This window comes from Streptomyces termitum, assembly GCF_014650175.1.
Lineage (GTDB): Bacteria > Actinomycetota > Actinomycetes > Streptomycetales > Streptomycetaceae > Streptomyces > Streptomyces termitum.
Window position 1 is genome coordinate 47,177 of sequence record NZ_BMUL01000009.1, and the last position, 26,093, is coordinate 73,269.

The window sequence follows — 26,093 nt, forward strand, 5'->3', positions numbered from 1 at the left end:
CTCAGAGGGAGTCGAGGACGCGGCGGCGCAGCGCCCGGGTCGCCGGATCACCGGCGGCCGCGCGGTCCCGGGGGCGCGGCACGTCCAGCACCCCGCCCGACGGCAGCAGGGCGATCCGGTCGCCCAGGTGGACGGCCTCGTCCACGTCGTGCGTCACGAAGACGACGGTCGCGCCGGTGCCGCGCAGGATCTCCACGAGGAGGTCTTGCATCCCGGTGCGGGTGTGCGCGTCCAGCGCGCCGAACGGCTCGTCCATCAGCACCGCCCGGGGCCGCCCGGCCAGCGCGCGGGCCAGCTGCACCCGCTGCCGCTGCCCGCCCGACAGCCCGTGCGGCCACCGCGCCGCGTGCCCTGCCAGCCCCATCCGCTCCAGCCACCCGTCGGCCGCGCGCCGCCGCCCGGCCCGGTCCACGCCCCGGACCGCCAGCGGCAGTTCGACGTTGCCCCGCACCGTGCGCCAGGGCAGCAGCGCGTCGTGCTGGAAGACCAGCGCCCGGTCGCCGCCGGGCCCGCGCACCGGCTCCCCGTCGCACAGCACCCGCCCGCCGAGCGGCGGCAGCAGCCCGGCGAGGGTCCGCAGCAGGGTCGTCTTGCCGCAGCCGGACGGCCCGACCACGGCCAGCACCTCGCCCGGCGCGACGCGCAGGTCCAGCGGCCCCACCGGGGCCGGCCCGCCGGAGTGCCCGAGCAGCGCCCCCTCCAGGGCGAGCGCGGCCCCGCCGCCGCTCTCCGGGAGGGGGACGGCGGGGGAGGGGAACGGCGTACGGCTCACGGAACCGGCTCCTTCTCGGGTACGGGGACCTCCCGCGCGGAAGCGGAAGCGGCGGCGGACGGCGGCTCGGGCGCCCGGCGCGGGCGCGGACGGGACGGGCGCGGCGGACGGGGCACGGCGGGACCGGCCCGGTCCGGGACGCGCGGCAGCCAGGCGGTGATCCGCCGCCCCGCCGCCTCCACCACCGTGGAGGTCAGCAGCCCGAGCGCCCCGATGGTGGCCATGCCGACGAAGACGCCCGGATAGTCGACCACCGTGTAGTCCTGCCAGGTGCGGTAGCCCACCCCGTACTCGCCGGAGATCATCTCCGCCGAGATCACACAGATCCACGCCACCCCGACCCCGATCGACAGCCCGCCGAACACCCCGGGCAGGGCGCCCGGCAGGACCACCGACCACAGCACCCTGGCCCGGCCGCCGCCCATCGTGAGGACCGCCTCCTCCCATACCGGGCTCAGCGCCCGCACCGCGTGCCGGGTCGCGACGAGCACCGGGAAGAAGGCCGCCGCGCAGGTGATGAAGACGATCCCCTGCTCGTTCGTCGGCAGCAGCAGGATCGCCACCGGCACCAGGGCGATGGCCGGCACCGGCCGCACCACCTCCACCAGCGGCCCCAGCAGGTCCGCCGCCCACCGCGAGCGGGCCACCGCCGTCCCGGCGGCCACCCCGAGCACCGCCGCCAGCAGGAAGCCGGTCACGATCCGGCGCAGACTGGACCCCAGGTCCTGCCAGTACGCCTCCGTGCCCGCCCGCTCCGCGAACGCCCGCGCCACCTCGGCCACGGTCGGGAACTGCTCGAAGCGCAGCCACAGGTTCACGTCGTACGCCGTCAGCAGCTGCCACGCGCCCAGCGCCGCCAGCAGCGACCCGGCGCGCACCAGCCGCCGCCCCGCGCTCACGACGCCGCCCGCACGGCGTCCGCGTACGGCACGATCCGGGCGCCCGGGTGCGCGGCGGCCCACCGCCCGGCCCCGGCCCGCGTGACGAAGGCCCGCCACCCGGAGCCGTCGGACACCCACACCGCGCGGTCCGCGAACCACGGGGTGCCCGTCACCGCGTCCGGCACGTACGCCGCCCGCACCGAGCCCGCAGGCGCCGCCGCGAGGGCCTTCAGCAGCGCGCCCGGCTCCGCGAAGGAACGCGTCGCCGACGCCCCGCGCGGCCACAGTTCGGAGCGGGCCGCGCCCGCCCGGGGCAGCGCGGCGGCGGTCACCGCGCGCCGCAGCGGCGCCGGGTCCGCGAAGGCGTCCACGTCGACGCCGGACACCAGCCCGGCCTCCTCCAGGACCGGCACGTCCTCCTTCAGCGCGGCCAGCAGCTCCGGCCGCAGCTCCGGGTCGAAGGTCGCGGCGCCGTGCGCGCCGTTGTACAGGTAGACGACCTCGGCGGGCAGCCCCGTCTCCTTCGCCACCGACTCGGCCGAGGCCACCGGCTCGGCCCGCAGCCGGTCGGTGGCCCGCCGCTGGGCCCGCAGGAACGCGTCCAGGACCCCGGCCCGCTCCTTCGCGAACTCCTCGCGCACGGTGACCCCGTGGAAGGTCGGCAGGTTCAGCTCCGCGCCGTCGTACAGCGCCTCCGCCTTCCCCTGGAAGGCCAGCAGCCCCGGCCAGGCGACGAACTGCGACAGGGCGTCCGCACTGCCCGCCGAGAGCGCCGAAGCGCCCACGCTGGGCTGCTGGTTGAGCTTGCGTACGTCCTTCGCCGGGTCGAGCCCGGCCCGCCGCAGCGCCCGTACGAGGGTGCCGTCGGCGGCCGAGCCGACGCTCGTCGACACCTTCCGGCCCTTGAGGTCCGCGAGCGTCCGCAGCTTTGAACCCGGCTTCACCACCACGGTGTTGAGGCCGCCCGCGAGGTTGTAGCCGGTCACCGACACCAGCCGGGTCGGCTCGCCGAGCTGCCGGCCCCGGGCCGCGTTCAGGAGCAGCGGGAAGTCGCCCATCGACCCGATGTCGATCTTCCCGGCGGTCATCTGTGCGGTGATCGGCGCCCCCGTCGCGTAGTCCTGCCACACCACCCGGTACGCGGTCCCGTCCGCGCGGCCCAGCCGCCTCAGCTCCTCCTCGAAGTAGCCGAGGGAGCGGAGCAGGGTTCCGGCGGTCACCGTGTTGATGGTCTTCGACTGGTAGCCGACCGTCACCGTGACGGTCCGGCCGTCCGCGCCGTCCGCCCCCGCGGACCCGCCGCAGGCGGTGGCGAGCAGCAGCGGCAGCACCGCCGCCAGGAGCAGCGGACGGCGGGCGGTTCTCTTTCCCCGCATGGGAGTTCGGCCTTTCACGGAAGTGCTCACCGGAGCAGATAGGGCATGTTGACGGTCACCGCGCCGGTGGGGCAGCGGGCGGCGCACGGGCCGCAGTACCAGCACTCGTCGACGTGCATGTACGCCTTGCCGTCCTCCTCGCGGATGGCCAGCGAGTCCAGCGGACACATGTCGACGCAGAGCGTGCAGCCGTCGATGCACCGGGACTCGTCGATGGTCACGGGCACGTCGGCGCGCTGGGGCACCAGGGGCATGGCGGGCTCCGGGGGAGAGAAGAAGGGGAATCAGGAGGAAGGAGGATCAGGGGGATCAGGGGGAGCGGCGGAGCACGCCGCTCATGGTGATGCGGTCCCCGCGGAAGCGGATGAACTCCAGGTCCACCGGCCGTCCGCAGGGCAGATGGGTGAGCCGCTCCAGCATCAGCAGGGCGGCCCCGCGCGGGGCCTGGAGCACGGCCGCCGCGTGCGCGTCGGCGTTCACCGCCTCCAGGGTGATGTCGGCGTGGCCGAGGGGCCCGCCGGTCAGCCGCTCCAGGAGCCGGAACACGTCGGTGTTCTCCAGGTCGCAGCCGAGGAGTTCACCGCCGACGTCCATCGGCAGGTACGACAGGTCCAGCGACAGCGGCAGCCCGTTCAGCCGGCGCAGCCGCTCGACGCACAGCACGTCGGCGTCGTCCGGCAGGCCCAGTCGGTGCGCCACCGGGCCGGGCGCCCGCACCGGGCCGAGGTTGCGCACCTCGTTGGTGACCCGGCCGTGCTCGCGCAGGATCTCGGCGAGCCCCTGGAGCCGGTCCAGGCCGTGCGGGTACTTCTCGCCGACGACGACCGTCCCCACCCCCGGCTGCCGCTCCACCAGGCCCTCGCCGCGCAGCAGGTCGAGGGCCTGGCGCACGGTGTTGCGGCTGGCGTGGTGGTCGGCCGCGAGCACGTCCTCCAGGGGCAGCACCCCGCGCGGGAACGCGCCGGTGAGGATCTGGTGCCGCAGCAGGTCGGCGAGCTGCCGCGCCCGGTCCGCGCGCAGCCGGCGACGGCGGGCGGCGGCGACCGGGAGGGCGGCGGGAGTGCGTTCGGCGGGCATGGCAGGGAACGTAACCGGGGCGCGGCCCGGATGGTGTTGCGGCAGTATTGCGCCACCGGAGGCCGTACGCGTACGGCTCTGACCTGCGAGGACGTGGGCGGGGCCGGGAGATCCGCCACTACGATGCCCACCAGCCGGACACCCGCCGGCCCACGATGCGAGCAGCCCGGAACCGGACACGGCCGAAGGGAACGGGAGCGGCCGGGGGGACGAGCCCCCCGTGCTCGTCCCCCCGGCCGCCCCCGCGCCGCCCAGCCCTCCCCGGGGCCGTCGCCCGTCAGCCGAGCGGCAGCCGGCCGCGGCGGGGGACGGAGTCCATGAGGAGGCGGGTGTAGGGGTGTTCCGGGCTGTCGAGCACCCGGTCCACCGGGCCGGACTCCACCACCGTGCCCGCCTTGAGGACCAGCACGTCGTCGGCGACGTGCCGGACCACCGCCAGGTCGTGGGTGACGAAGAGGTAGCCGATGCCGGCCTCGCGGCGGATCTCCCGCAGCAGGTCCAGGATCTGTGCCTGGATCGACACGTCGAGGGCGGCGACCGCCTCGTCGAGGACCAGGACCCGGGGTTCGACGGCGAGCGCGCGGGCGAGCGCGACGCGCTGGCGCTGGCCGCCGGAGAGGCCGCGCGGCAGGGCCGCCGCTTCGCGGGCGCCGAGTCCGACCCGGTCGAGGAGGTCGGTGACCCCGGCCCGGCGCCCGGCCGCGTCCAGCCCGGTGTGGAGGCGCAGCACCTCGTCCAGGCAGCCGCTCACGGTGACGCGCGGGTCGAGCGACAGATAGGGGTCCTGGAAGACCATCTGGATCTCCCGGGCGCGGGCCAGCCGTTCGGCGCGGCCGCGGGCGCGGGCCGAGCGGTCCCGGCCGTCGAGGCGGACGGTGCCGCCGTCGGCGCGCTCCAGGCCGACGAGCATCCGCACGGTGGTCGTCTTGCCGCTGCCGGACTCGCCGACGACGGCCAGCGAGCCGCCGGCGGGCAGCGTGAACGACACGCCGTCCACGGCGAGGTGGTTCCCGTACCGCTTGCGCAGGCCCTCGACGACGAGGCCCCGCTCCTTCGGCGGCGTCACAGCGCGATCCCTTCGTCGGCGCGGTGGCACGCGGCGAACCCGTCGCCGTGGCGTGCCGGTTCGGGCTTCTCCTCGGTGCAGCGGGCCACCGCGTGCGCGCAGCGCGCGGCGAAGGAGCAGCCGGGCGGGGCCTCGGCGAGCGACACCGGGCGGCCCGGGACGGGCCGGGGCGCGGGCGCGCCCGCCTCGATCCGGGGGGTGCAGGCGAGCAGCCCCGCCGTGTACGGGTGCCGGGGCCGGTCGAACAGGTCGCCGGTGGACCGGGCCTCCACGATCCGGCCCGCGTACATGACGTACACCCGGTCGCAGACGGCGGAGGCGAGTTCCAGGTCGTGGGTGACGAACAGCATGCCGGTGCCGCGTTCGGCGCGCAGCCGGGCGAGGATCGAGACGACCTCGGCCTGGGTGGTGACGTCGAGGGCGGTGGTCGGTTCGTCGGCGACCAGGAGGGCGGGTTCGGCGGCGAGCGCGGCGGCGATGACGACGCGCTGGAGCATCCCGCCGGAGAACTGGTGCGGGTGGCGGCGCAGGGCCCCGCGCGGGTCGCGGATGCCGACCGCGTCGAGGAGTTCCTCGGCGCGCGCGGTGGCCTCGGCGGCGGGGGTGCCGGAGGCGCGCAGGCCCTCGGTGAGGAAGTCGCCGACCCGGCGCAGCGGGTTGACGGAGGCGCGCGGGTCCTGGAAGACCATGGCGACCTCGCGGGCCCGCAGGGCGGCCAGCCGGGCCCGGCCCATGGTGAGGACGTCCTCGCCGCCGACCAGGACCCGGCCGGTGGTGCGGGCGCCACGGGGGAGCAGGCCGAGGACGCTGCGGCAGGCGACGGACTTGCCGGAGCCGGACTCGCCGACGAGGCCGACGGTCTCCCCGGCCCGGACGGTGAGGGAGACGCCGTCCAGGATCGGGCGGGCGGCCCGGTCGTCGGGGAGCCGCAGGCCGAGCCCGTCGATCTCCAGGACGGGGGTGTCGGGGGCGGTGGTCATGGCGTTCACTTCTCCCGCCGTGCGATCCGGTCGGCGATCCCCTCGCCGACGATGCCGAAGGCGACGACCGCGAGGACGATGCACGCGGACGGCGCGAGGGCCGGCAGCATCGCGCCCTGGAGGACGGCCCCCTGGCCTTCGTTGATCATGGCGCCCCAGTCGGCGGTCGGCGGTTGCACGCCGAAGCCGAGGTAGGACAGGGCGGCCAGGTCCATCAGGGCGTAGCCGAAGTTCATCGCGGACTGGGCGAGGACCGTCGGCGCGATGTTGGGCAGCAGGTGGCGGACGCAGACCGTCCAGCCGGACCAGCCCTGCACCACGTACGCCTCGATGTACGACCGGGCCTTCTCCTGGCGGGCGATGCCGCGCACCAGCCGGCCCACGTACGGGGTGTAGGCGACGGACATGGCGACGACGGGGGCGGTCATGCCGGGTCCGGTGACGGCGACCAGCAGGATCGCGAGCATCAGGCCGGGGACGGAGAAGACCAGGTCCATGGCGCGGGACAGGAGGGTGTCGGCCCAGCCGCCGCGCCAGGCGGCGACCACGCCGACCAGGGTGCCGAGCAGGGTGGAGACGCCGACCACGAGGAGCGGGCCGAGGAGTCCGGTGCGGGCACCGTGCAGCAGCCGGGACAGGATGTCGCGGCCGGACTGGTCGGTGCCCAGGAGGTGGTCGCCGGAGGTGCCGACCAGGCTCGCGCCGAGGTCCAGCGCCTCGGGGTCGTAGGGGGCGAGCAGCGGTGCGAGGAGGGCGGCCGGCACGAGCAGGACGAGCACCGCGACCGAGGCGGCGAAGAGGGGCCCCTGCCCGAGGAGGCGCAGCCGCCGCAGGCCCGGCCTGCGGTGCGGCACCGTGGTGAGGGTGGTGGTCATGAGGAGCCTTCCCCGGGGGAGAGACGGGGGTCGATGAGCGGGACCAGGAGGTCCACCGCGAGGTTGACGAGGACGAAGGCGGCCACGCTGAGCAGGGTGACGGCCTGGACCACGGCGAAGTCCTGGGCGGTGACCGACTGCACGAGCAGCGAGCCGAGTCCGGGCACGTCGAAGGCGGTCTCCACGATGGAGGTGCTGATCAGGAGGCCGGCGAGCATGGTGCCGCCGACGGTGACGACGGGGCCGAGGGCGTTGCGCAGGACGTGCCGGCGGACGACGGTCCGGCCGGGGACGCCCCGGGCGCGGGCGACCTCGACGTGGTCGCGGCCCAGTTCGTCGAGGACCGCCGAGCGGGTGACCCGGGCGAGCAGTCCCGCGAAGGTGAGGGCGAGCGCGAGGGCGGGCAGGGTGAGCTGGTGGAGCCGGGCCCCGATGCCCTCGGCGACCCCGCCGCCGGGTCCGGGGAACCAGCCGAGCCGCACGGAGAAGAGGGAGACGAGCGCGATCGCGAGGACGAAGGACGGGGTGGCGGTGGCGATGCCGGTGCCGATGAGGACGGTCCGGTCGAGGAGGCCGGGGCGGAGCGCGGCGAGGAGGCCGGCGCCGACGCCGAGGACGGCGACGAGCAGGGCGGCGTACCCGACGAGCAGCGCGGTGCCGGGCAGCCGGGAGCCGAGCAGGGCGGTGACGTCCTGGTGGTACTGGGCGGAGCGGCCGAGGTCGCCGGTGAGGACGCCGCCGAGCCACTTGCCGTACTGCGTGACGAGCGGGTCGTCGAGGTGGTGCTCGGCGCGCAGGGCCGCCACGGTCTCGGGGGTCGCGGGGCGGCCGTGCAGGAGGAAGGTGACCGGGTCGCCGGGGGCGAGGTGGATCGTGCCGAAGACGACGACCGAGGTCACGAACAGCACCGCCGCCAGGCCGAGGAGCCGGCCGAGGAGGAAGCGGGTCATTTCTGTGCCGCCCCGATCGTCGCGGCCCACGGGTAGTAGAGCTGGGCGATGCCGGTGGGGGCGCCGGTGATCCGCTTGCCGAGGAAGACGGAGTAGGGCGCCTCGTAGACGGGGATGACGGGCAGCTCGCGCAGGGCGATCTCCTGGACCTTCGCGGTGAGTTCGGCGCGCTTGGCGGGGTCGTACTCGCTGTTGGCGCGGTCGAAGGCGACGTCGTAGGAGGCGTCGGACCAGTTGCCGTAGTTCCCGAAGTCGCCGGTGCGCAGGTACTGGTAGAACTCCAGCGGGTCCGGCGTGTTGTCGTAGCCGTTGGTGATGACCAGGTCGAGGCCGTCGCGGGCGTCGGGGTCGACGAAGATGCTGCTGTACGCGTCGGGGGAGACCGGCTTGAGGACGACGTCCAGGCCGATCTGGCGGCCGGCCGCCTGCACGGCGTTGGCGACGACGCTGATCTCGGGCGCCATGGAGCTGGTGGCGATGGTGATCCGCCGCCCGCCGGCGCCGGCCTCCTCGATCAGCTTCTTCGCCCCGGCGACGTCCTGGACGGGCTCGGGCAGGGCGTCGAAGAGGGCGGCGGTCTTCTCGGGGGCCAGCGCCCAGGCGCCGCGCGCGGCGGGGGCCTTGGCGGGCACGCCGACGCCGCCGGCGGGGGCCTTGACGATGTTCTTCCGGTCGAGCGCCATGGACAGGGCCCGGCGGACCCGCAGGTCGCCGAGGGGGCCCTTGAAGTCGAGGACGGCGAGGTCGGCGGCGGCGGTGTTGGGGCCGAAGAGGAGGGAGCCCTTGCCACTGCCGCGGAGCTGCGCGAAGGAGGAGGACGGCACCAGGTAGCCGCCGTCGGCGGCGCCGGAGAGGAAGGCGTTGGCGCGGGCGGCGGGGTCCTCGACGAAGGTGAACTTCACGGACCGCGCCTTGGGGGCGAGCTTTTGGTCCCAGTAGCGGGGGTTGGCCTTGAGGGTGATGCTGTCGCCCTGGGCCCACTTCTCCAGGGAGAAGGGGCCGGTGCAGTCCAGCGCGCCCTTGGGGGTGCCGTAGTCCTTGCCCTCCCGCTTCAGGGAGGCGGCGCTGACGACGGTGCCGGGGGAGGCGGCGAGCAGTTCGTGGAAGAGGGCGTCGGGCTTGCCGAGCCGGATCGTGACCTCCAGCGGGCCGGTCTTGGCGATCGACTCGACGGTCTTGAAGGCCGAGCCCCAGGGGGAGCCGGTGGCGGGGTCCATCTGCCGCTTCAGGGAGGCGACGACGTCGTCGGCGGTCATGGTGCCGCCGTCGTGGAAGGTGACGCCGGACCGCAGGGTGTAGACGAAGGTGCGCGGGTCGGGCTGCTTCCAGGAGGTGGCGAGGCCGGGCTCGATCCTGAGGTCGGGGGTGACCCTCAGGAGCTGCTCGCAGACGTTGGCGAGGACGGTGTTGGGCGGGTAGTCGTACGCGAGGGCGTAGTCGAGGGTGTACGGCTCGGCGTACAGGGACCAGGTGAAGGAGTCCAGGGGTCCCTGGGCGGGCGGCGAGGTCGGGGTGACCTCGTAGCCCGCGCCGCCGCCGGTGCCGGCGCGGGGCTGGGTGGCCCCGGAGCAGGCGGCGAGGGATGCCGCGAGGGCGGCGGTACAGGCGAACGTGATGAATCTGGGCATGCGCATGCAGACCCACCCCTTTACGGGTGTCGTGACGGGCGCTGGGGGATGGAGCGAGTATTGATGCGGGAACGTTCCCGCACAAGGGTTGGGAGAACTTTGCGGGAACGGTTTCGCACAGGTGGGAGGGGTGGCAGCATCCCTCCCATGAGCGAAGCTTCAGAGCATGGCGGAGCGGCCCGGGGGCGCACCGGACCCGCGCCCGGGCACACGTACGTCCCCGGGCGCGGCGGACCGCCCGCCCGGCCCGCGCCGCCCGCCCCGCGGGTCCGCCTCGTCGACGTCGCCCGCGAGGCCGGCCTCTCCAAGACCACCGTCTCGGCGGCCCTGAACGGCACCGGCCGGCTCTCCCCCGAGGTCCGGGAGAAGGCCCGCGAGACCGCCCGCCGCATGGGCTACCGGCCCAACGCCACCGCGCGCCAGCTGCGCGCGGGACGGGCCCGGCTGATCGGCTACGTCGTCGGGGAGCTGGCCGACACCCCCTGGACCTTCCTGGAGTCGCCGTACTTCGCCCGGCTCACCGGGGCCACCGCCGCCACCGCGCTCGCCCGCGGCTACGCGGTGGTGCTGCTGCCCGCCGGATCGCTCCAGAGCGAGTGGGCGGCACTGCCCCTCGACGCCGTGGTCGTCGCCGACCCGGTCGCCGACGACCGGATCGTCGAGGACCTGCTCGCGGCCCGCATCCCGGTCTTCAGCGACCGGTCCGTGGAGGGCCGGGAGGGCGCCCACTGGGTGGACGTCGACGCGGCCGACGCCGTCGGCCGGACCCTGGACCACTTCCACGCCCAGGGCGCCCGCGGGCCCGTCGTCGTCCTCCCCGACAGCACCACCCGCTTCCACCGCGAGGTGACGGCGGCGCACCGCGCGTGGTGCGCCGCGCACGGGGTGCCGGAGCGGGCGGTACGGGTCCCGGAGGCCGGAAACGGGCCGGTGATCCGGGCCGTGGAGACCGCCCTGACCGGCGGACCGGACCGCCCCGACGCCCTGTTCGTGGTCGCCGAGGCCAGCCCGCCGCTCGTGCTCGAAGCGGCCCGCCGCACCGGCTACCACGTCCCCGGCGACCTCCTCCTCGCCTGCGTCAGCGAGGACGAGACCGCCGTGCACACCGCGCCGCCGGTGACGACCCTGAGCCTGCGCCCCGACGCGGTCGCCGAGGCGGGCGTCGCCCACCTCGTCGCCGTGCTCGAACAGGGCGAGCGGGAGACCGCCGGGGCGCTCGTCCCGGTCCGGCTCGACGTCCGGGCGTCGTCGGTACGGTCCCCGTAGGAGCCGTACCGGCGGCGGCGCGGCCCCTGCGGGGAGCCGTACGGACGAAGGCGCGGCCCCTGGGGGAGCCGTACCGGCGGCGCGGTTCCCGGGGGAGCGGTTCCGGCGGTGGCGCGGCCCCTTGGGGGAGCCGTACCGGTGCGGCCGGTCAGTCGCCGTGGACCAGCCGGCCGCCGACGTACGTCCGCTCCACCCGCGCCTCGGCGATCTCCTCCGGCGGCGCGGCCAGCACGTCCCGGTCGAGCACGACCAGGTCGGCGAGGTGGCCGGGGAGCAGGCTGCCCGCGTCGTCGTGGCCGTTCACGTGCGCCGACCCGGCGGTGTAGGCGGTGAGGGCGGAGAGCAGGTCGATGCGCTCCTCCGGGTAGAAGACCTTCTCGTCCGGGGAGGCCGGGTCGCGCCGGTTCACGGCCACGTGGATCCCTTCGAGCGGGTCCGGGCTGGAGACCGGCCAGTCGCTGCCCGCCGCCAGGGTCGCCCCGGACCGCAGCAGCGAGCCGAACGGGTACTGCCAGGCGGCCCGCTCCGCCCCCAGGAAGGGGATCGTCAGCTCGTCCATCTGCGGCTCGTGCGCCGCCCACAGCGGCTGGATGTTGGCGATGGCGCCGAGCGCGGCGAAGCGCGCCACGTCGTCGGGGTGCACCACCTGGAGGTGGGCGAGGTGGTGGCGGTTGCCCCGCCGCCCGTTGGCGGCGACGGCCGCCTCGACCGCGTCCAGCGCCTCCCGCACGGCCCGGTCGCCGAGCGCGTGGAAGTGCACCTGGAAGTCGAGCGCGTCCAGCGCGGCGACGTGGCCGCGCAGCGCCTCGGGGTCGACGAAGCTGAGCCCGGAGTTGCCGGTCGCGCAGCCGCAGCCGTCGAGGTAGGGGGTGGTCATCGCGGCGGTGAAGTTCTCCGCGATCCCGTCCTGCATGATCTTCACCGAGCCGGCCCGGAACCGTCCCGAGGCCAACTCCTCGCGCCGGGCGACCAGTTCGGGGATCTGTTCGGCGCCCCGCTCCCGGTCCCACCACAGCGCGCCGGTCACCCGGGCGGTCAGCGAACCGTCCTTCGCCGCCGTCAGGTACGCGTCGGACGGGTCGTTCATGCCGTTGAAGGAGCCGAGCAGGGCGTCCTGCCAGCCGGTGATGCCCAGCGAGTGCAGCAGCCGCTGCGCCCGCAGCAGTCCCGCGAGCCGGCCCTCCGCCGTGCTCGCCGGCACCAGCCGCGAGACCAGACCGGTCGCGCCCTCCTGGAGCATGCCGCTCGGCGTGCCGTCCGCCTCCCGCTCGATCCGCCCGTCCGCCGGGTCCGGCGTGGCGGCGGTCAGCCCGGCCAGCTCCAGCGCCCGGGTGTTCGCCCAGGCGCCGTGGTGGTCGCGGTTGGACAGCAGCACCGGCCGGTCCGGCACCACCGAGTCCAACAGCCGGCGGGTCGGCAGACCGCCCTCGAAGCTCTCCATCGACCAGCCGCCGCCGGTGATCCACTCCCGCTCGGGGTGGGCCTCGGCGTACTCCCGGATCCGCTCCAGGTACGCGGCGACGTCGACGCTCTCGGTGAGGTCGCACTCGGCCAACTCGCTGCCTCCGCCCACCGCGTGGACGTGCGCGTCCTGGAAGCCGGGCAGCAGCAGCTTCCCCGTCAGGTCCACCACCTCGGTGCCCGGCCCGATCAGCTCGCGCACCTCGTCGTGGCCGACAGCCGTGATCCGCTCGCCGGTCACGGCGAGCGAGGTGGCCCGGCTCCGCGCCGGATCCAGGGTGAGGACGGGGCCTCGGGTGAAGACGAGATCGGCCTGGGGCATGCGGGCGGCTCCCTTGCGTGCGGACGCGCCGGACGGGCGCGGGGCGGACGGGACCGTCACGGGCCGCGGCCCGCCGGAGCGGTGCCGGCGCCGGGCTCCGGACGTCGGCGCCATGGAAGCCCGCGGGCCGTTTACACGTCAATGGTGTTGACGTAAGGTCCCGGCCATGTCCGCACGCGTCGTACCCGAAGACGGCAGGCGGCGGCGCCGGCCGACCAAGCAGGGCGCCGTCCTCTCCGAACGGCTCATCGTCGACACCGCGCTGCGCCTGGTCGGCGAGCACGGTGCCGACGCCCTCTCCGTACGGCGCCTCGGCGCGGCCCTCGGCGCCGATCCCAGCGCCCTCTACCGCTACTTCCGCAACACCGACGCCCTCCTCCTGGCGCTCGCCGACGAGCTCATCGGCCGCGCCCAGGACGGCTGGCGGGCCACCGGCGAGTGGCGGGCCGACCTGCGCGCCATGGGGCTGCGCATCCACGGCTCCTACCTGTCGCAGCCGCAGGCCGCGCTGCTCGCCGCCCACCGCACCACCGGCCGGCCGCACGAGACGCGGGCCGTCGAGACCATCCTCGGCATCCTCCGGGACGGCGGCTTCCCCGACCCGCTCGCGGTCCGGATCTACCACGCCTTCGTCGACCAGGCCCTCGCCTTCGCCGCCCAGGACGCGGCGGCGGCCGCCCTGCCCCCGGCGGCGGCCGAGGCGGACACCGAGGTCTGGCGCGAGGTCTACGGCCGCCTCCCGGCGGACAGCCACCCGCACGTCGCCGCGACCTTCCCGCTCCTCGCGGCCGACATGCGCGACAGCGGCTACCCCTTCGCGCTGGAGCTGATGCTGGCGGCGGTGGCGGCCCTGCACCCGGACGCGCGCGGCTGACGCGCGGCCCGCCCGCCGCCGCACGGCCCGCGCGGGCGGCGTCCTGACCGAAGCCTTCGGCCGGCCCACCGCCTTCCTGGTCAACCTGCCCATCGGCGCGGCCCTGCTGCTGGTCGGCCTGCGCTCCCTCGACGAGTCCCGCGACCCCGCCAACCCCGCCCCCGCCGTCCCGGGCACCGTCCTGTCCGCCCTGACCCTGTCCCCGCTGACCGGGGCCGTCCCCCTGGCCGCCGCCGTCCTCACCGGCCTGTGGCTGACGCGATCCGCCGGAGCCCCGCCGCACCCCGCCGAACCGGTCACCGGGAAGCCCGCGAACGGCTCCCGGCGGACCGCGAGCACCCCATGATCCTTGCCTGGTACAAGATGTGACCCACCCTCACCGCGCACGATCCGAAGGAGACCCCTTGACCCCCCAGACCTCCGGCACCCCCGCGACCGTCGAGGAGCACCCGGTGGCCGACGGCGCGGCCGGACCCTACGCCCTCACCACGGGCCCGGACGGCGCCCTGTGGTTCACCCTCGTCCACGGCGGCCGGATCGGCCGGCTCGTCCCCGGCGGGCGGCCGACCGAGCACCGGCTCGACCCCGGCTGCGGGCCGACCGTGATCACCACCGGACCGGACGGCGCCCTGTGGTTCACCGAGTACCGGGCGGACCGGATCGGCCGGATCACCACCGACGGCACCGTCACCGAGTTCGGCCTGCCCGGCTCCGGCCGGGGGCCGTTCGGCATCGCGGCCGGACCCGACGGCGCGCTGTGGTTCACCGAGACCGCCGCCGGCCGGATCGGCCGGATCACCACCGGCGGCGACGTCACCGAGTTCCCACTGCCCGTCGAGGGCGCGTTCCCGTCCGCGATCACCGCGGGCCACGACGGCGGCCTGTGGTTCACCCTCAACCAGGCCGACGCCGTCGGCCGGATCGACCCGTCCGGCACGGTCGTCCTCCACCCCCTGCCGACCAAGGGCGCGGCGCCGGTGGGGATCGCCACGGCCCCCGACGGCGCCCTGTGGTTCACCGAGATCGGCGCCGGCCAGATCGGCCGCGTCACCCCCGACGGGCACGTCACCGAGTTCCCGCTGCCCGACCGCGCCGCCCGGCCGCACGCCGTCACCGTCACCGCCGACGGCACCGCCTGGTTCACCGAATGGGCGGGCAACCGGGTCGGCGCGCTCACCCCCGACGGCCGTATCACCACCCACGACCTGCCCACCCCCGGCTCCGAACCGCACGGCATCACCACCGGCCCCGACGGCGCCCTGTGGACCGCCCTGGAGACCGGCGCACTCGCCCGCATCACCCCCTGACCCTCCCTCACCTCTCCTCAACGGCTTTCTGACGAAAGGAGGTTCCTCGTGACATACGCACTCGTCGTCTTCGAGACGGACGCGTCGCGCCGTCTGATCCGGGCCGACCGGGCCGCGTACCGCAAGGAGTACGAGGGCTGGATCGGCGCTCTTGCCGGGGCCGGGAAGCTGGTCGGGGGCGACGCGCTGGAGACCGGGCGGACGGCCCCGGCGACGGTGCGGGCCGGGGCGGACGGGACGCGGACGGTCGTGGAGGGTCCCGTGCACGCGGGGGAGGAGACGCTCGGCGGCTGGTTCCTGGTGGAGGTCGCCGACCGTGAGGAGGCCCTCGCGCCGGCCGCGAGCCTGCCCACCCCGGAGACCGTCGAGGTCCGCCCGGTCCTCGAATCCGCCTGAGCCGTACGGGAACGGCCGACGGCGCGCGACGGGACCGCGCGAGGACGGAACCCGACGGGACCACGCGAAGGCGCCCGGCGGGACCCCGCGGCCGACTCGCCTTCCGGTCGCGGGGGCCGGTCCCGTACCCCTTATGTCAACACCATTGACCTTGTGGCGCGCCGCCGGGTCTCATGGGCGGCACCTCGTCAAGGAGCCCCGCGACCGGGCTCCTCCGCGACCCGGAGGACATCCATGGACCCCCTGCTCTCGCTGCGGGACGCCGATCCGACCCCGTTCTGGCTCGACGACCCGCGCCGCCCCCGCGCCACCCCCGCCCTCGTCGGCGGCACCACCTGCGACCTGCTCGTCGTCGGCGGCGGCTACGCCGGTCTGTGGACCGCGCTCGTCGCCAAGGAGCGCGATCCCTCCGCCGACGTCGTCCTCATCGAGGCCGACACCGTCGGCCACGCCGCCTCCGGCCGCAACGGCGGCTTCTGCGAATCCAGCCTCACCCACGGCCTCGGCAACGGCCTCGACCGCTGGCCCGACCAGATCGGCACCCTCGAACGCCTCGGCCGCGAGAACCTCCGGGCCATGGAGGAGGCCGTCGAGCGGTACGGCATCGACTGCGACTGGGAGCGCACCGGCTCCCTCACCGTCGCCACCGAACCCCACCAGGTGGCCTGGCTCGCCGAGGAGGCCGAGACCGCCGCCCGGTACGGCGCCGACACCACGCTCCTCGACGCCGCCGGGGTCCGCGCCGAGATCGACTCCCCGACCTTCCTCGGCGGCCTGTGGAACCGGAGCGACACCGCCATGGTCAACCCGGCCCGCCTCGCCTGGGGCCTGAAGCGGGCCTGCCTCGACCTCGGGGTCCGCGTCCACGAGCACACCCCCGGCCTCTCCCTCGACGAGCACGGCGCCGTCGTCGCCGTCCGCACCCCCTACGGCCGGATCACCGCCCGCCGGGCCGCCCTCGCCACCAACGCCTTCCCGTCGCTGCTGCGCCGCCACCGCCCCTACACGGTCCCCGTCTACGACTACGCGCTGATGACGGAACCGCTGAGCGAGGAGCGGCTGGCCTCCGTCGGCTGGAAGAACCGCCAGGGCTGGTCCGACCCCGCCAACCACTTCCACTACGTCCGGATCTCCACCGACCACCGCATCCTGTGGGGCGGCTACGACGTCGTCCACCACTACGCGGGCCGGGTCCGCGCCGAGGACTACCGGCGCCCCGAGACCTTCGCCACCCTCGCCCGGAACTTCTTCCGGACCTTCCCCCAGCTGGAGGGCGTCCGCTTCAGCCACGCCTGGGGCGGCGCCATCGACACCAGCACCCGCTTCTGCGTCTTCTTCGACACCAGTCACCGGGGCAAGGTCGCCTACGCGGCCGGCTTCACCGGCCTCGGCGTCGGCGCCACCCGCTTCGGGGCCGAGGTGATGCTCGACCTGCTGGCCGGCGACCGCACCGAGCGCACCGCGCTCGACCTGGTGCGTCGCAAGCCGCTGCCCTTCCCGCCCGAGCCGGTCCGCTCGATCGGCATCGGCCTCACCCAGCGCTCGCTCACCCGGGCCGACCGCAACGAGGGCCGCCGCGACCTGTGGCTGCGCACCCTCGACCGGCTCGGCCTCGGCTTCGGCAGCTGACCGGCCCCGCCCGTCAGCCGTTCCCGGGCCAGGCGTCGCTGCGCCATTCGCGTTCCTCGACGCCCGGATCGCGGTGGGCGGCGAGCGCGGCGGCGAGGTCCCCGTGCACCGCGATCACGAGCCGCCCCTCGCCGACGAGGATCCCGTCGGCGAACTGCGGCCCGCTCGGGGGCACGGCGGCGAGTTCGAGCCCGCGCCCCTCGGCGGCGAGCCGCAGCGCGGCCTCGGAGACGGCGGTACGCCCTCCGGCCGACCAGCCACGCAGCCCCGTCAGGTCCAGCACGACGGGCCCGGTGCCCCGGGCGAGCGCCCATCCGACGGCGCCGTGGAAGCGCCCCACGGCCTCCTGGCCGAGGAACCCGGCCAGCGAGAGCACGCCGAGGCCGGGGTGGATGGTGTAACGCCACTCGATGGTCATCGCCGTCTCTCCTCGCTCCCGGCCGGGGGGCGGCCGTCACCGCATCCTCACCCGAGAGCCCGCCTCCGCGCACGGCGGTCCACGGACCGGTCACCCGTCCCGAGACGTGGACACCTCGCGACCGGAGCGGTGTCCCGGGGGCGGTCCCGCCCGGTGCGGGACCGGGGCCGGTGCGGGAACCCCGTCCGTCCGATGGCCGGACCCTGCCGTCCGGTGGCCGGAAGGCGACGGCCGGGCGGCGGGGGAGCGGTGGGGCGGTTCATGGGGGTTCGACGGGGGATCGGGGGACTCTGCGTGTCCGCTGTATGGCAGATGCATGACAAGCGGTCAACTTCCTTGAACTGTCCGGTCCGTGGCGCCCAGGCTGCTGCTCACGCCGGATCGGGGACCCCCCTCCCGGCGGTGCGTGCGACCGCACGCGGACCCCCCGAAGCGCGCCGCCCAGGGCGCGCCGCCACGAGGAGGAACCCTCACCATGGCACTGCCGAAGTCCCGCCCCGCCCGCCGGACCCTGATCGCCTCCGCAGCCACCGTCGCGGCCCTCGCCACCGGTCTCGCCGTCGCCCCCGCGCAGGCCGCCGCCCCGGCCCCCGCCGAGGGCGTCGTCCTCGCCGCCGGAACCGCCGACGCGATCCCCGGCAGCTACCTCGTCACCCTCAAGCAGGACGCCGGCTTCGCCGCCGGCTCGGCCAGGGGCCGCGGCCTGATAGCCGGTTACGGCGGCAAGGTCGGCAAGACCTTCGGCGCGGCCCTCAACGGCTACACCGCCACCCTCGACGACGCCGCCGCCCGCCGCCTCGCCGCCGACCCGGCCGTGGCCACCGTCGAGCAGAACCGGACCGTCCGCGCCGACGCCACCCAGACCGACGCGCCCTGGGGCCTCGACCGCATCGACCAGGCCGCCCTCCCGCTCTCCGGCACCTACACCTACCCGGACAGCGCGGGCGCCGGCGTCACCGCCTACGTCATCGACACCGGCGTCCGGATCGGCCACGCCGAACTCGGCGGCCGGGCCGTCAACGGCTACGACGCCGTCGAGGGCGACACCGTCGCCCAGGACGGCAACGGCCACGGCACCCACGTCGCCACCACCATCGCCGGCTCCACCTACGGCGTCGCCAAGGCCGCCAAGGTCGTCGCCGTCCGCGTCCTGGACGACAACGGCTCCGGTACGACCGCGGGCGTCGTCGCCGGCATCGACTGGGTCACCGCCCACCACGCCGCCGGCACCCCCGCCGTCGCCAACCTCTCGCTCGGCGGCGGCGCCTCCACCACCCTCGACAACGCGGTCAAGCGCTCCATCGCCGACGGCGTCACCTACGCCGTCGCCGCCGGGAACTCCGGCGTCAACGCCAAGAACTCCTCGCCCGCCCGGGTCACCGAGGCCCTCACCGTCGGCGCCACCGACAAGACCGACACCAAGGCGAGCTGGTCCAACTACGGCGCCGTGGTGGACCTCTTCGCCCCCGGCGTCTCCATCACCGCGGGCTGGAACACCTCCGACACCGCCACCCACACCATCTCCGGCACCTCCATGGCCACCCCGCACGTCGCAGGCGCCGCCGCCGTCTACCTCGCCGGCCACCCCGCGGCGACCCCGGCCCAGGTCGCGACCGCCCTCGTGAACGGCGCCACCCCGAACAAGGTCACCAACCCCGGCTCCGGCTCCCCGAACCGCCTGCTCCGCCTGGTCCCGTAACCGGACCGAACCAGAAGGAACCAGAAGGAACCGGGCCGCCCGGCCCCGGCGTCCCCTCACAGGGCGCCGGGGCACGGCCGCGCCGTCACTTCCAGGGCGCGGGCCGCAGCCAGTGCCCCGAGACCGCCCAGCCGGTCAGCCGCAGCGCCCGGCCCGCGCGGGCCGTCCCCGCCGCGTCGAACGTCCCGCCCCCGGCGACGTGCCGCAGCCCCAGCAGCGCGGGCGCCAGCCGGGCCGCCACCACCGGCCGCCGCGCCGCCCCGGCCGCCAGCCGGTCCAGCACCGCCGCCCGCTCCCGCTCGTCGCACAGCGACAGGTAGAAGACCATCTGCCGCCACGCGTACGCCGCGTCCTTCACCGACCGCAGCGGATACAGGGCGTGCCCCGCCCGCTCCGTCAGCCGGTGGACCGTGCCGTACGACCGCACGGCCGCCTCTGCCCAGCCGTCGCCGGGCGCCACCCCGACCCGCCCGACCAGCGTCGCCAGATTGTGCGTGGTGAGGATCTGCGCCTGCTCGATCACCATGCCGTTCGCGGCGACGGAGCCGTACCCCGCCTCCTCGCCCGCCCGCTCCCGGCACAGCAGGGCGAACCCGGCGAGCGCCGCGCCCTCCCCGGCCGCCCGCCGGCCCGCGCCCTCCCGGGCCAGCGCGCGCACCGCCGCGTAGTCGATGCCGTAGTACCGCTCGTACAGCGAACCGCCGCCCAGGAGTTCGGCCGCGATCCCCGCCGAGGCGAGGAACTTCGGGCTGAACCGGCCCATGAAGATGTCCGCCGCCAGCTCCTCCACCAGCGGCGCGTCCAGGCCCGACACCCGCAGCAGCGCGCCCAGTTCGCGCACCAGCGGATTGGGCGGCAGGGTGCCGGGGAAGTGCTCCACCGCCGTCCGCGCCAGCGTCCGCGCCGCCGCGCCCGCCGACCGGCGGGCCGCGTCGCCGCCGTCCGCGTGCCGGGCCACCGCCCGCACCCACGGCAGCTCCTCCGGACCCACCTGCCGCGCGAGATCGAGCAGCAGCAGCGAACGCCGGTTGCGGAACGCCCGGTAGTTCGCCGCCATCAGCTCCCGCAGCCCCGGGTCCCGGTAGAACGCGGCCCGCTCGGCCGCGACCAGCTGCGGCACCAGCGCGGCCATCGCCTCCGCCGACGGCACCGCCCCGTCCGCGACGAGCACGCCCAGCGGCGCGCTGCGCGCGGACTCCGCCACCCGCCGCACCGCCGGAGGCACACCGGCCCCCTCGGGCAGCCCGGTCCGCCGGCCCTCGGCCGCCGTCACCGGCCCCGTGAGCGCGTCCACGTCCGCCACGCCCGCCTCCTGCGGCAGCCCGGCGAACCGCTCCGCGACCACCGCCGCCAGCGCGTGGTGCGCGGGCAGCGCCGCCTGCGCCGCCTGACCGGCCCGCAGCGCGGTGTGCCGCGCCGAACCCGGCAGGCCCCGCTTGCGCACCATCCCCGCGACCGCCACCCGCACCAGGCCCGCGCGCCGCGCGTCCAGCGCCCGGCCGGCCACCAGCTCCTCCAACGCCCCGCGCAGAATGCCCTCGTTGCCCTTCGGATCCCGGTGCCGCCGCGTCAGCCGGTGCTCCCCGGCCAGCGCCTCGTACCGCTCCAGCAGGGTCCGGCCGCGCGCCGACCAGCCGGGCGCGGGCCGCGCGCCCGGCGGCACCAGCCCCTCCGAGCCGGTGAACTCAAGCCAGTGGGAGAGGAGTTCGTCCGCGAACGGCAGCCACACCGCGAGCGCCTCGCGCTGCGCCTCCACCGCCTCCTTCGGCCGCCGGGCCGCCAGTTCGGCCCGTGCCTGTCCCACCGTGCGCCGGTGCACCGCCCCGGCCTCCGGCGCCGGACGGTCCACCGGCCGGGGCAGGAACCGCAGCCGGTCCGCGAACGGCCGCAGGGTCCCGACGAGTTCGAGCGCGGCCTCCGTCTCGCCCGCCCGCACCAGCCAGGCCACCGTGAGCAGCGCCGCCTCCTCCGGCACCACCACCTCGTACCGGCCCGAGTCGATCAGCTCCCACAGCGCGGCGAGCCCCGGCTCCGTCAGATGGTGCGCGAACAGCGCCGCCCGCTCGGCCGGCACCCCGGCGCGGCGCGCCGCCTCGGTCTCGTACGCCAGGAGCGGACCCCCGGCCCGCGCGGAGCCGGTGGCGAAACCGCCGTGCAGCACCTCGGGCGTCACCCACGCGGGCAGCCCGTCCACCGGAGTGCGCGACCCCACGCGCAGCGCCCCGGACGTCATTCCGGCCAGCACCTCCCGCCAGCCGCGCACCCGGTCCTCGGCGCGCCGCCGGGTGTCCGGGTCGGCGTGGGTGAGGGAGGTGACGAAGGCCCGCGCCAACTGCCCGTGGGCGTAGGCGCCGGAGACGGAGGGAGAGGGGAACGGGGGCGTCGAAGGCTGCTGATCAGCGTGCTTGTCCATGAGCCGACGTGGCGGGTCCTGCCCCCGCGTCCTCCGGGTAGGAAGCCCGGCGCTCTCCTGCTGAGCTACACGTCGATGCGGCCGACGCTAGTCGCCGCCCCGGCCCCGGGCAACGGAAATTCCGTACGGCCCGGGGCGGGGCGGAAGAGAGGGGTGAAGAGGCGTCAGCGGACGACGAGGTCCGGGACGAGGGCGCGCAGTTCGTCCACCGGCAGCACGCCGTCGCGGACCAGCAGCGGGACCTCGCCGCTCAGGTCGACGATCGAGGACGACACCGCGCCGGGCGTCCGGCCGCCGTCCAGGTAGACCGCGACCGCGTCGCCCAGCATCCCCTGGGCCGCGTCGCAGTCCTGCGGCGACGGACGGTCGGTCAGATTGGCGCTGGACACCGCCGACGGGCCGGTGGAGGCGAGCAGTTCGAGCGTCAGCGGATGATCCGGCATGCGCACCGCGACGGTGCCGCCGGTCTCGCCCAGGTCCCAGTCCAGCGACGCCCGGTGCCGGACCACCAGGGTCAGGCCGCCCGGCCAGAACGCCTCGATCAGGGCCCGCGCCGCGTCCGGCAGTTCGTCCGTCAGTTCGGCGAGGGAGGCGGCCGAGTCGACCAGGACGGGGGAGGGCTTGTGCCGGCCCCGGCCCTTCGCGGCCAGCAGCGCGGCGACCGCCTTCGGGTCGAAGGCGTCCGCCGCGACCCCGTACACGGTGTCCGTGGGCAGGACCACCAGCTCGCCGCGGCGCACCGCGGCGGCGGCCTCCCCGAGGCCCGCCGCGCGGGCCGCCGGGTCGGCGCAGTCGAAGCGGACCGTCACGCCGGGGTTCCCTCCTCGGCCACGACACCGTGCGTGGCCACCAGCCGGGCGCGGCCCCCGGCCAGCTCGTAGCCGAGGCCGACCACGGCGACCTCGCCCGCCGCGACCTGCTCGGACAGCACCCGGGAACGGTCCAGGAGCAGATCGGCGGTGTGCCGGATGTGCTCGTCGATGATGTCGCTGTCGGCGGTCAGACCGGCCGACCGGGCCGCCAGTATGCTCGGCGTCACCCGCTCCACCACGTCCCGCACGAAGCCGCCGGCCGCGAAGCCCTCCTCGACGGCCGCGCGGGCCGCGGCGACCGCGCCGCAGGAGTCGTGGCCGAGGACCACGACCAGCCGCGCGCCGAGGATGCTCGTGCCGTACTCGACGCTGCCGAGGACCTCGGGGCCGAGGACGTGACCGGCGGTGCGGACGACGAACAGGTCGCCGAGCCCCCGGTCGAAGATGATCTCGGCGGCGAGCCGGGAGTCGGAGCAGCCGAGGATCACCGCGAACGGGTCCTGGCCGGGGGCGAGCTCGGTCCGCCGGGCGGCGTCCTGGTTGGGGTGTTCGGGCGTGCCCGAGACGAAGCGGCGGTTGCCGTCGAGAAGGGCGTCGAGGGCGATGGCCGGAGAAGTACGGGGCATGCCGTCACTTTATGCGCGGCCCACCCCCCACGCGCGACCGGGTCCACCCACCGAGATCAGCCTCACACGTCTCCCGGACCCCACACGCCTCCTAGACCCCATACGTCCCCCGGTCCCCACGCACCCCCGGGCCCCACGCGTCCCGCTCTCCCCGGCCACCCCACCCGCTCCGGGCCCGTACGCCCCCCGGACCCGCGGCCCCCGGCTTCCGCCCGCCCCGGCCGTCCCGCGCCTGCTTTCCCCGCTCCCTGCTTTCCGCGCGCCCGTTGTCCGTACGCCCGCCTCCCGGCCCCGCGCGCCCCGAGGTGCTTCCGGCGCGCCCCCGGGCGCGTGCGTGAGCGGCGCCCGCGTCCGACGCGCCGGTCGTGCCGGTGCGCCCCCGCGCCCGTTCGACGGCGGTTCGCGTCACGTACCGCGTGCTTCCGGCCGACCCGGGCCCGGGGCCGCCGGGCCGACCCCCTCCCGGCCACTAGCCTGCGGCCACCGCTTCCCTCCCCGCGCACGTCCGCCACCCGTCCGTCCCGCTCGTGAGGGGTCCTTCCGCATGTCCTCCTTCTTTCCGCCGCCCCACCTCCGCCAGGACTTCGCCGCCTCCGTCGTCGTCTTCCTCGTCGCCCTGCCGCTCTGCGTCGGCGTGGCCGTCGCCTCCGGCGTCCCCGCCGAACTGGGCCTGATCACCGGCATCGTCGGCGGGCTCGTCACCGGCGCCATGCGCGGCAGCACCTTCCAGGTCTCCGGACCGGCCGCCGGACTCACCGTCCTCGTCCTGGAGACGGTGCGGAACCTCGGCGTGGCCGGGCTCGGCGCCGTCGTGCTGGCCGCCGGGCTGCTCCAGACGGTGCTCGGCGCGCTGCGCTGGGGCCGCTGGTTCCGGGCGATCTCCCTCTCGGTCGTCGAGGGCATGCTCGCCGGGATCGGCCTGGTGATCATCGCGAGCCAGCTCTACACCGCCGCCGGGACCGACGCCCCCGACGGCGGTCCGGCCCGGCTGGCCGGGCTGCCCGCCGCCCTCGCGGGGGCGCTCGCGGACCCCGGCGCCGCCGCCTCCGCGGCCCTCGCCGCCGGCACGGTCCTGGTGATCGCGGGCTGGCGGCGGCTGCCGGGCCGGGCCGGCGCGGTCCCGGGCGCGCTCGTCGCGGTCGTCCTCGCGGCGCTCGTGACCGCCGCGGCGGGGCTGCCCGTCGCGACGGTCCGGATCGACGGCGTCCTCGACGCGGTCCGCCCGCCGGACACCGCCGCCCTCGGGTCGCTGGCCGAGCCCGCCGTCCTCGGTACCGTCCTCGCCTTCGCGCTCATCGCCTCCGCCGAGTCGCTGTTCGGCGCGGCGGCCGTCGACCGGATGCACGACGGCCCGCCCACCGAGTACGACCGCGAACTGATCGCCCAGGGCGTCGGCAACACGCTCTGCGGGCTTCTCGGCGCGCTCCCGCTGACCGCCGTCATCGTGCGCAGCTCCGCCAACGTCCGGGCCGGTGCCCGCACCCGCGCCGCCCGGCTGCTGCACGGCGTGTGGCTGCTGGTCTTCGCCGCGCTGCTGCCGGGGGTGCTCGCGTACGTGCCGCTGCCGGCGCTGGCCGGGATCCTCGTGCACGCGGGCTGGAAGCTCATCCCCTTCCGGGGGATCGCCGCGCTCTGGCGCGGGCACCGGGGCGAGGCGGCGGTCCTCGCGGCGACGGCGGCGGCGATCGTGGCGGTCGGCATGTTCGAGGGGGTGCTGATCGGCCTGGGCCTCTCCGTCGCGAAGGCCGCGTGGGAGGCGTCGCACCTCCGGGTGGACCGCGCCGACGAGCCGGTCCCGGCGGACGGCGGGGGCCGTCCGGTCCCCGGCGGGGTGCTCCGGGTCCGGGTCAGCGGCGGCGCCACCTTCCTGCGGCTGCCCAAGCTCCTCGACGCCCTGGAGGCGCTGCCCCGCGACCGGCCCGTCGAGGTCGACCTGTCGGGCCTGCACCACCTCGACCACGCCTGCCGCTCCGCGGTGACCGCCTGGGCCGAACGCCACACGGCGGCCGGCCCCCACCCCGTACGCCTCCACGCCCTCCCGGCGGTGCCCACCGCCGCCGGGAAGTGACGGGACGACGGGGACGGGCCGTCAGGCGCCCGCGTCCCAGGCCCGGGTGAGCCCGTCCAGCCAGGCCGGCGGCAGCTCGGCCGCGTCCCACTCCGCCCGCAGCTCCCCGGGCCGGGCGGCCAGCCGTTCCAGGACGGCGAGGCCGGTGGGGGAGTGGACCAGGGTGTAGCGGCCGTGGATGGCGACCGGACCGCCCGGTCCGTACGCGGCGTACAACCGCTCCAGACGGCCTTGGTGCCCGGCGGCGAACGCGGTCAGCGTGCCCGGGTAGGCGGCCCGCTCCCGGGCGTCCATCGTGGCGAGCACGGCCACCAGCACCTGCTCGGTGACCTCGGGGTCGAGCTCCGACTCCTCGGAGAAGGACAGGTACAGCGGGACGACCGCGACCCTGGCCCGCTCGATCTCCATCCGGCCGACCGGCGGCCGGGCGTCCGGCTCCCCGCCGGGCCCGGCGGCCACGGCCGCGCGCAGTGCCCGGTCGGCCAGGCCCGCGAGCCCCTCGGCCACGGCCCGCGAACCGTCCCGCCAGCCGGTCGCGTACGCCTCCCCGCTCCCGGGCGGGGCCTCGCGGCCGGTGCCGGCCAGCTCGCGGTGGGCGGCGGCGAGCGAGCCCGCCTCGACGAGCCCGATCAGCTCCTCGGCGTCGCCGGAGAACACCCCCGCCCGCGCGAGGAGCTGGAGCAGCGTCGTCCTCGCGTTGTCGACGCTGGCGGCGTCGAGCGGCAGCCGTTCTTCCCGGGCGGCGGTCATCGGTGGTCCTCCTCCTCGCGGTACCGGCGCGTGCGGGTGCGGCGGACGCGCCTTCGGGGACGCGACGGTCACGGTCCGCGCCACGCTCCCCTCGCGGCGGCGCACGGGCGGGACCGGTGATGATCGGGTCCTCCGCCGCCGAGGTTTCCAGCTCGGCCCGGCTTCCGTCCAGCCGACGTCCCGCTCCCCGTCGGCCAGGCACGGGGTGCCACCGGGCCGCCGTGCCGGGCGGCACCCGCCGGGACCTTGATCCCCTTGGGCTCTTCATACCCCTGGTGGGTATCCGGAACGCTGTTCGCCGGTACGCGGCCGGCCCGAGAGGGAGACACGAAGTGCCAGGACGCGCCGGGTGCCGACGGCGGCCCGCGCCTGCGAGGCGCGCGGCAGCGACACGTTCGCCCGGCGGAAGGCCCAGGAGGTCGGCCCGGAGCGGTCGAAGGAGTCCGG

Annotated in this window: 23 protein-coding genes and 1 tRNA gene; 7 read left to right on the top strand and 17 right to left on the bottom strand. The window is 76.2% G+C overall.

Features of this window, described 5'->3' with window-relative positions; genetic code table 11:
• Position 1 precedes the first annotated feature (1 nt).
• The 10 genes from IE219_RS18245 to IE219_RS18290 form a co-directional block, all read right to left on the bottom strand.
• Positions 2–772 carry an ABC transporter ATP-binding protein gene (locus IE219_RS18245; RefSeq protein ID WP_189978673.1) on the bottom strand — a complete coding sequence of 257 codons (771 nt, stop codon included), beginning with the start codon at positions 770–772 and terminating at the stop codon, positions 2–4.
• Positions 769–1,671, bottom strand: coding sequence for an ABC transporter permease (locus tag IE219_RS18250; protein WP_189978675.1), 903 nt, complete (start codon positions 1,669–1,671; stop codon positions 769–771). The genes IE219_RS18245 and IE219_RS18250 overlap by 4 nt, the downstream gene beginning before the upstream one ends.
• Complete coding sequence (locus IE219_RS18255) at positions 1,668–3,029, bottom strand: ABC transporter substrate-binding protein (RefSeq protein WP_189978677.1); 1,362 nt, start codon at positions 3,027–3,029, stop codon at positions 1,668–1,670. The genes IE219_RS18250 and IE219_RS18255 overlap by 4 nt, the downstream gene beginning before the upstream one ends.
• A gap of 26 nt (positions 3,030–3,055) precedes the next feature.
• Positions 3,056–3,283: a 4Fe-4S dicluster domain-containing protein gene (locus IE219_RS18260; protein WP_030497738.1), complete on the bottom strand. Its 228-nt coding sequence runs from the start codon at positions 3,281–3,283 to the stop codon at positions 3,056–3,058.
• 55 nt (positions 3,284–3,338) lie between these two features.
• Positions 3,339–4,106: a GntR family transcriptional regulator gene (locus tag IE219_RS18265; RefSeq protein WP_189978679.1), complete on the bottom strand. Its 768-nt coding sequence runs from the start codon at positions 4,104–4,106 to the stop codon at positions 3,339–3,341.
• Between the two features lie 277 nt (positions 4,107–4,383).
• A complete protein-coding gene (locus IE219_RS18270; protein WP_229849841.1) occupies positions 4,384–5,172 on the bottom strand; it encodes an ABC transporter ATP-binding protein in 789 nt (262 codons plus the stop codon).
• Positions 5,169–6,152, bottom strand: coding sequence for an ABC transporter ATP-binding protein (locus IE219_RS18275; protein WP_189978683.1), 984 nt, complete (start codon positions 6,150–6,152; stop codon positions 5,169–5,171). Before IE219_RS18275 ends, IE219_RS18270 begins: the two co-directional genes overlap by 4 nt.
• Positions 6,153–6,157: 5 nt before the next feature.
• Positions 6,158–7,027 (bottom strand): ABC transporter permease, encoded by an 870-nt coding sequence (locus IE219_RS18280; protein ID WP_189978685.1) that lies wholly within the window; start codon positions 7,025–7,027, stop codon positions 6,158–6,160.
• The gene (locus IE219_RS18285; RefSeq protein WP_189978687.1) at positions 7,024–7,977 is read right to left on the bottom strand and encodes an ABC transporter permease; all 954 of its coding nucleotides are present in this window, start codon (positions 7,975–7,977) and stop codon (positions 7,024–7,026) included. Before IE219_RS18285 ends, IE219_RS18280 begins: the two co-directional genes overlap by 4 nt.
• Positions 7,974–9,611 (bottom strand): ABC transporter substrate-binding protein, encoded by a 1,638-nt coding sequence (locus IE219_RS18290; RefSeq protein ID WP_189978689.1) that lies wholly within the window; start codon positions 9,609–9,611, stop codon positions 7,974–7,976. The genes IE219_RS18285 and IE219_RS18290 overlap by 4 nt, the downstream gene beginning before the upstream one ends.
• Before the next feature lie 141 nt (positions 9,612–9,752).
• Between IE219_RS18290 and IE219_RS18295 the strand changes: the two genes are divergently transcribed.
• Entirely contained in the window at positions 9,753–10,871 is a 1,119-nt protein-coding gene (locus tag IE219_RS18295; RefSeq protein WP_189978690.1) for a LacI family DNA-binding transcriptional regulator, read from the top strand.
• Positions 10,872–11,019: 148 nt separating this feature from the next.
• On the opposite strand, the gene IE219_RS18300 is transcribed toward IE219_RS18295, so the two are convergent.
• Entirely contained in the window at positions 11,020–12,654 is a 1,635-nt protein-coding gene (locus IE219_RS18300) for an amidohydrolase (RefSeq protein WP_189978692.1), read from the bottom strand.
• Positions 12,655–12,820: 166 nt separating this feature from the next.
• Between IE219_RS18300 and IE219_RS18305 the strand changes: the two genes are divergently transcribed.
• From IE219_RS18305 to IE219_RS18320, 4 genes are all read left to right on the top strand, one after another.
• Positions 12,821–13,528: a TetR/AcrR family transcriptional regulator gene (locus IE219_RS18305; protein WP_189978694.1), complete on the top strand. Its 708-nt coding sequence runs from the start codon at positions 12,821–12,823 to the stop codon at positions 13,526–13,528.
• Positions 13,529–13,932: 404 nt separating this feature from the next.
• The gene (locus IE219_RS18310; RefSeq protein WP_189978696.1) at positions 13,933–14,835 is read left to right on the top strand and encodes a Vgb family protein; all 903 of its coding nucleotides are present in this window, start codon (positions 13,933–13,935) and stop codon (positions 14,833–14,835) included.
• A 48-nt stretch (positions 14,836–14,883) separates the two neighbouring features.
• Positions 14,884–15,231, top strand: coding sequence for a YciI family protein (locus IE219_RS18315; RefSeq protein WP_189978698.1), 348 nt, complete (start codon positions 14,884–14,886; stop codon positions 15,229–15,231).
• A 234-nt stretch (positions 15,232–15,465) separates the two neighbouring features.
• Positions 15,466–16,860: an NAD(P)/FAD-dependent oxidoreductase gene (locus IE219_RS18320; RefSeq protein WP_189978700.1), complete on the top strand. Its 1,395-nt coding sequence runs from the start codon at positions 15,466–15,468 to the stop codon at positions 16,858–16,860.
• Positions 16,861–16,873: 13 nt separating this feature from the next.
• On the opposite strand, the gene IE219_RS18325 is transcribed toward IE219_RS18320, so the two are convergent.
• Positions 16,874–17,278 carry an STAS domain-containing protein gene (locus IE219_RS18325; protein ID WP_189978702.1) on the bottom strand — a complete coding sequence of 135 codons (405 nt, stop codon included), beginning with the start codon at positions 17,276–17,278 and terminating at the stop codon, positions 16,874–16,876.
• 475 nt (positions 17,279–17,753) lie between these two features.
• On the opposite strand from IE219_RS18325, the gene IE219_RS18330 reads away from it, so the two are divergent.
• Entirely contained in the window at positions 17,754–18,977 is a 1,224-nt protein-coding gene (locus IE219_RS18330) for a S8 family peptidase (RefSeq protein ID WP_189978704.1), read from the top strand.
• A gap of 85 nt (positions 18,978–19,062) precedes the next feature.
• Here the strand turns inward: IE219_RS18330 and IE219_RS18335 are convergent, their stop codons facing one another.
• The 4 genes from IE219_RS18335 to IE219_RS18350 all read right to left on the bottom strand — a co-directional run bounded on the left by IE219_RS18335 (position 19,063) and on the right by IE219_RS18350 (position 22,828).
• Complete coding sequence (locus IE219_RS18335; protein ID WP_189978706.1) at positions 19,063–21,390, bottom strand: hypothetical protein; 2,328 nt, start codon at positions 21,388–21,390, stop codon at positions 19,063–19,065.
• A gap of 3 nt (positions 21,391–21,393) precedes the next feature.
• Positions 21,394–21,465 (bottom strand) — tRNA-Gly (locus tag IE219_RS18340).
• A gap of 89 nt (positions 21,466–21,554) precedes the next feature.
• Positions 21,555–22,199 carry an L-threonylcarbamoyladenylate synthase gene (locus IE219_RS18345; RefSeq protein WP_189978708.1) on the bottom strand — a complete coding sequence of 215 codons (645 nt, stop codon included), beginning with the start codon at positions 22,197–22,199 and terminating at the stop codon, positions 21,555–21,557.
• Positions 22,196–22,828 carry a carbonic anhydrase gene (locus tag IE219_RS18350; RefSeq protein ID WP_189978710.1) on the bottom strand — a complete coding sequence of 211 codons (633 nt, stop codon included), beginning with the start codon at positions 22,826–22,828 and terminating at the stop codon, positions 22,196–22,198. The genes IE219_RS18345 and IE219_RS18350 overlap by 4 nt, the downstream gene beginning before the upstream one ends.
• A 544-nt stretch (positions 22,829–23,372) precedes the next feature.
• On the opposite strand from IE219_RS18350, the gene IE219_RS18355 reads away from it, so the two are divergent.
• A complete protein-coding gene (locus tag IE219_RS18355; RefSeq protein WP_189978712.1) occupies positions 23,373–24,896 on the top strand; it encodes a SulP family inorganic anion transporter in 1,524 nt (507 codons plus the stop codon).
• Positions 24,897–24,917: 21 nt separating this feature from the next.
• On the opposite strand, the gene IE219_RS18360 is transcribed toward IE219_RS18355, so the two are convergent.
• The gene (locus IE219_RS18360) at positions 24,918–25,646 is read right to left on the bottom strand and encodes a hypothetical protein (RefSeq protein WP_189978714.1); all 729 of its coding nucleotides are present in this window, start codon (positions 25,644–25,646) and stop codon (positions 24,918–24,920) included.
• Positions 25,647–26,093 lie beyond the last annotated feature (447 nt).

Bases quoted from the DNA above. Each gene is read 5' to 3' on its own strand.
- IE219_RS18360 (WP_189978714.1), bottom strand. From the start codon at position 25,646: ATGACCGCCGCCCGGGAAGAACGGCTGCCGCTCGACGCCGCCAGCGTC.
- IE219_RS18295 (WP_189978690.1), top strand. From the start codon at position 9,753: ATGAGCGAAGCTTCAGAGCATGGCGGAGCGGCCCGGGGGCGCACCGGA.
- IE219_RS18305 (WP_189978694.1), top strand. From the start codon at position 12,821: ATGTCCGCACGCGTCGTACCCGAAGACGGCAGGCGGCGGCGCCGGCCG.
- IE219_RS18350 (WP_189978710.1), bottom strand. From the start codon at position 22,828: ATGCCCCGTACTTCTCCGGCCATCGCCCTCGACGCCCTTCTCGACGGC.
- IE219_RS18335 (WP_189978706.1), bottom strand. From the start codon at position 21,390: ATGGACAAGCACGCTGATCAGCAGCCTTCGACGCCCCCGTTCCCCTCT.
- IE219_RS18275 (WP_189978683.1), bottom strand. From the start codon at position 6,152: ATGACCACCGCCCCCGACACCCCCGTCCTGGAGATCGACGGGCTCGGC.
- IE219_RS18280 (WP_189978685.1), bottom strand. From the start codon at position 7,027: ATGACCACCACCCTCACCACGGTGCCGCACCGCAGGCCGGGCCTGCGG.
- IE219_RS18300 (WP_189978692.1), bottom strand. From the start codon at position 12,654: ATGCCCCAGGCCGATCTCGTCTTCACCCGAGGCCCCGTCCTCACCCTG.
- IE219_RS18290 (WP_189978689.1), bottom strand. From the start codon at position 9,611: ATGCGCATGCCCAGATTCATCACGTTCGCCTGTACCGCCGCCCTCGCG.
- IE219_RS18330 (WP_189978704.1), top strand. From the start codon at position 17,754: ATGGCACTGCCGAAGTCCCGCCCCGCCCGCCGGACCCTGATCGCCTCC.
- IE219_RS18265 (WP_189978679.1), bottom strand. From the start codon at position 4,106: ATGCCCGCCGAACGCACTCCCGCCGCCCTCCCGGTCGCCGCCGCCCGC.
- IE219_RS18320 (WP_189978700.1), top strand. From the start codon at position 15,466: ATGGACCCCCTGCTCTCGCTGCGGGACGCCGATCCGACCCCGTTCTGG.
- IE219_RS18325 (WP_189978702.1), bottom strand. From the start codon at position 17,278: ATGACCATCGAGTGGCGTTACACCATCCACCCCGGCCTCGGCGTGCTC.
- IE219_RS18255 (WP_189978677.1), bottom strand. From the start codon at position 3,029: ATGCGGGGAAAGAGAACCGCCCGCCGTCCGCTGCTCCTGGCGGCGGTG.
- IE219_RS18355 (WP_189978712.1), top strand. From the start codon at position 23,373: ATGTCCTCCTTCTTTCCGCCGCCCCACCTCCGCCAGGACTTCGCCGCC.
- IE219_RS18285 (WP_189978687.1), bottom strand. From the start codon at position 7,977: ATGACCCGCTTCCTCCTCGGCCGGCTCCTCGGCCTGGCGGCGGTGCTG.
- IE219_RS18260 (WP_030497738.1), bottom strand. From the start codon at position 3,283: ATGCCCCTGGTGCCCCAGCGCGCCGACGTGCCCGTGACCATCGACGAG.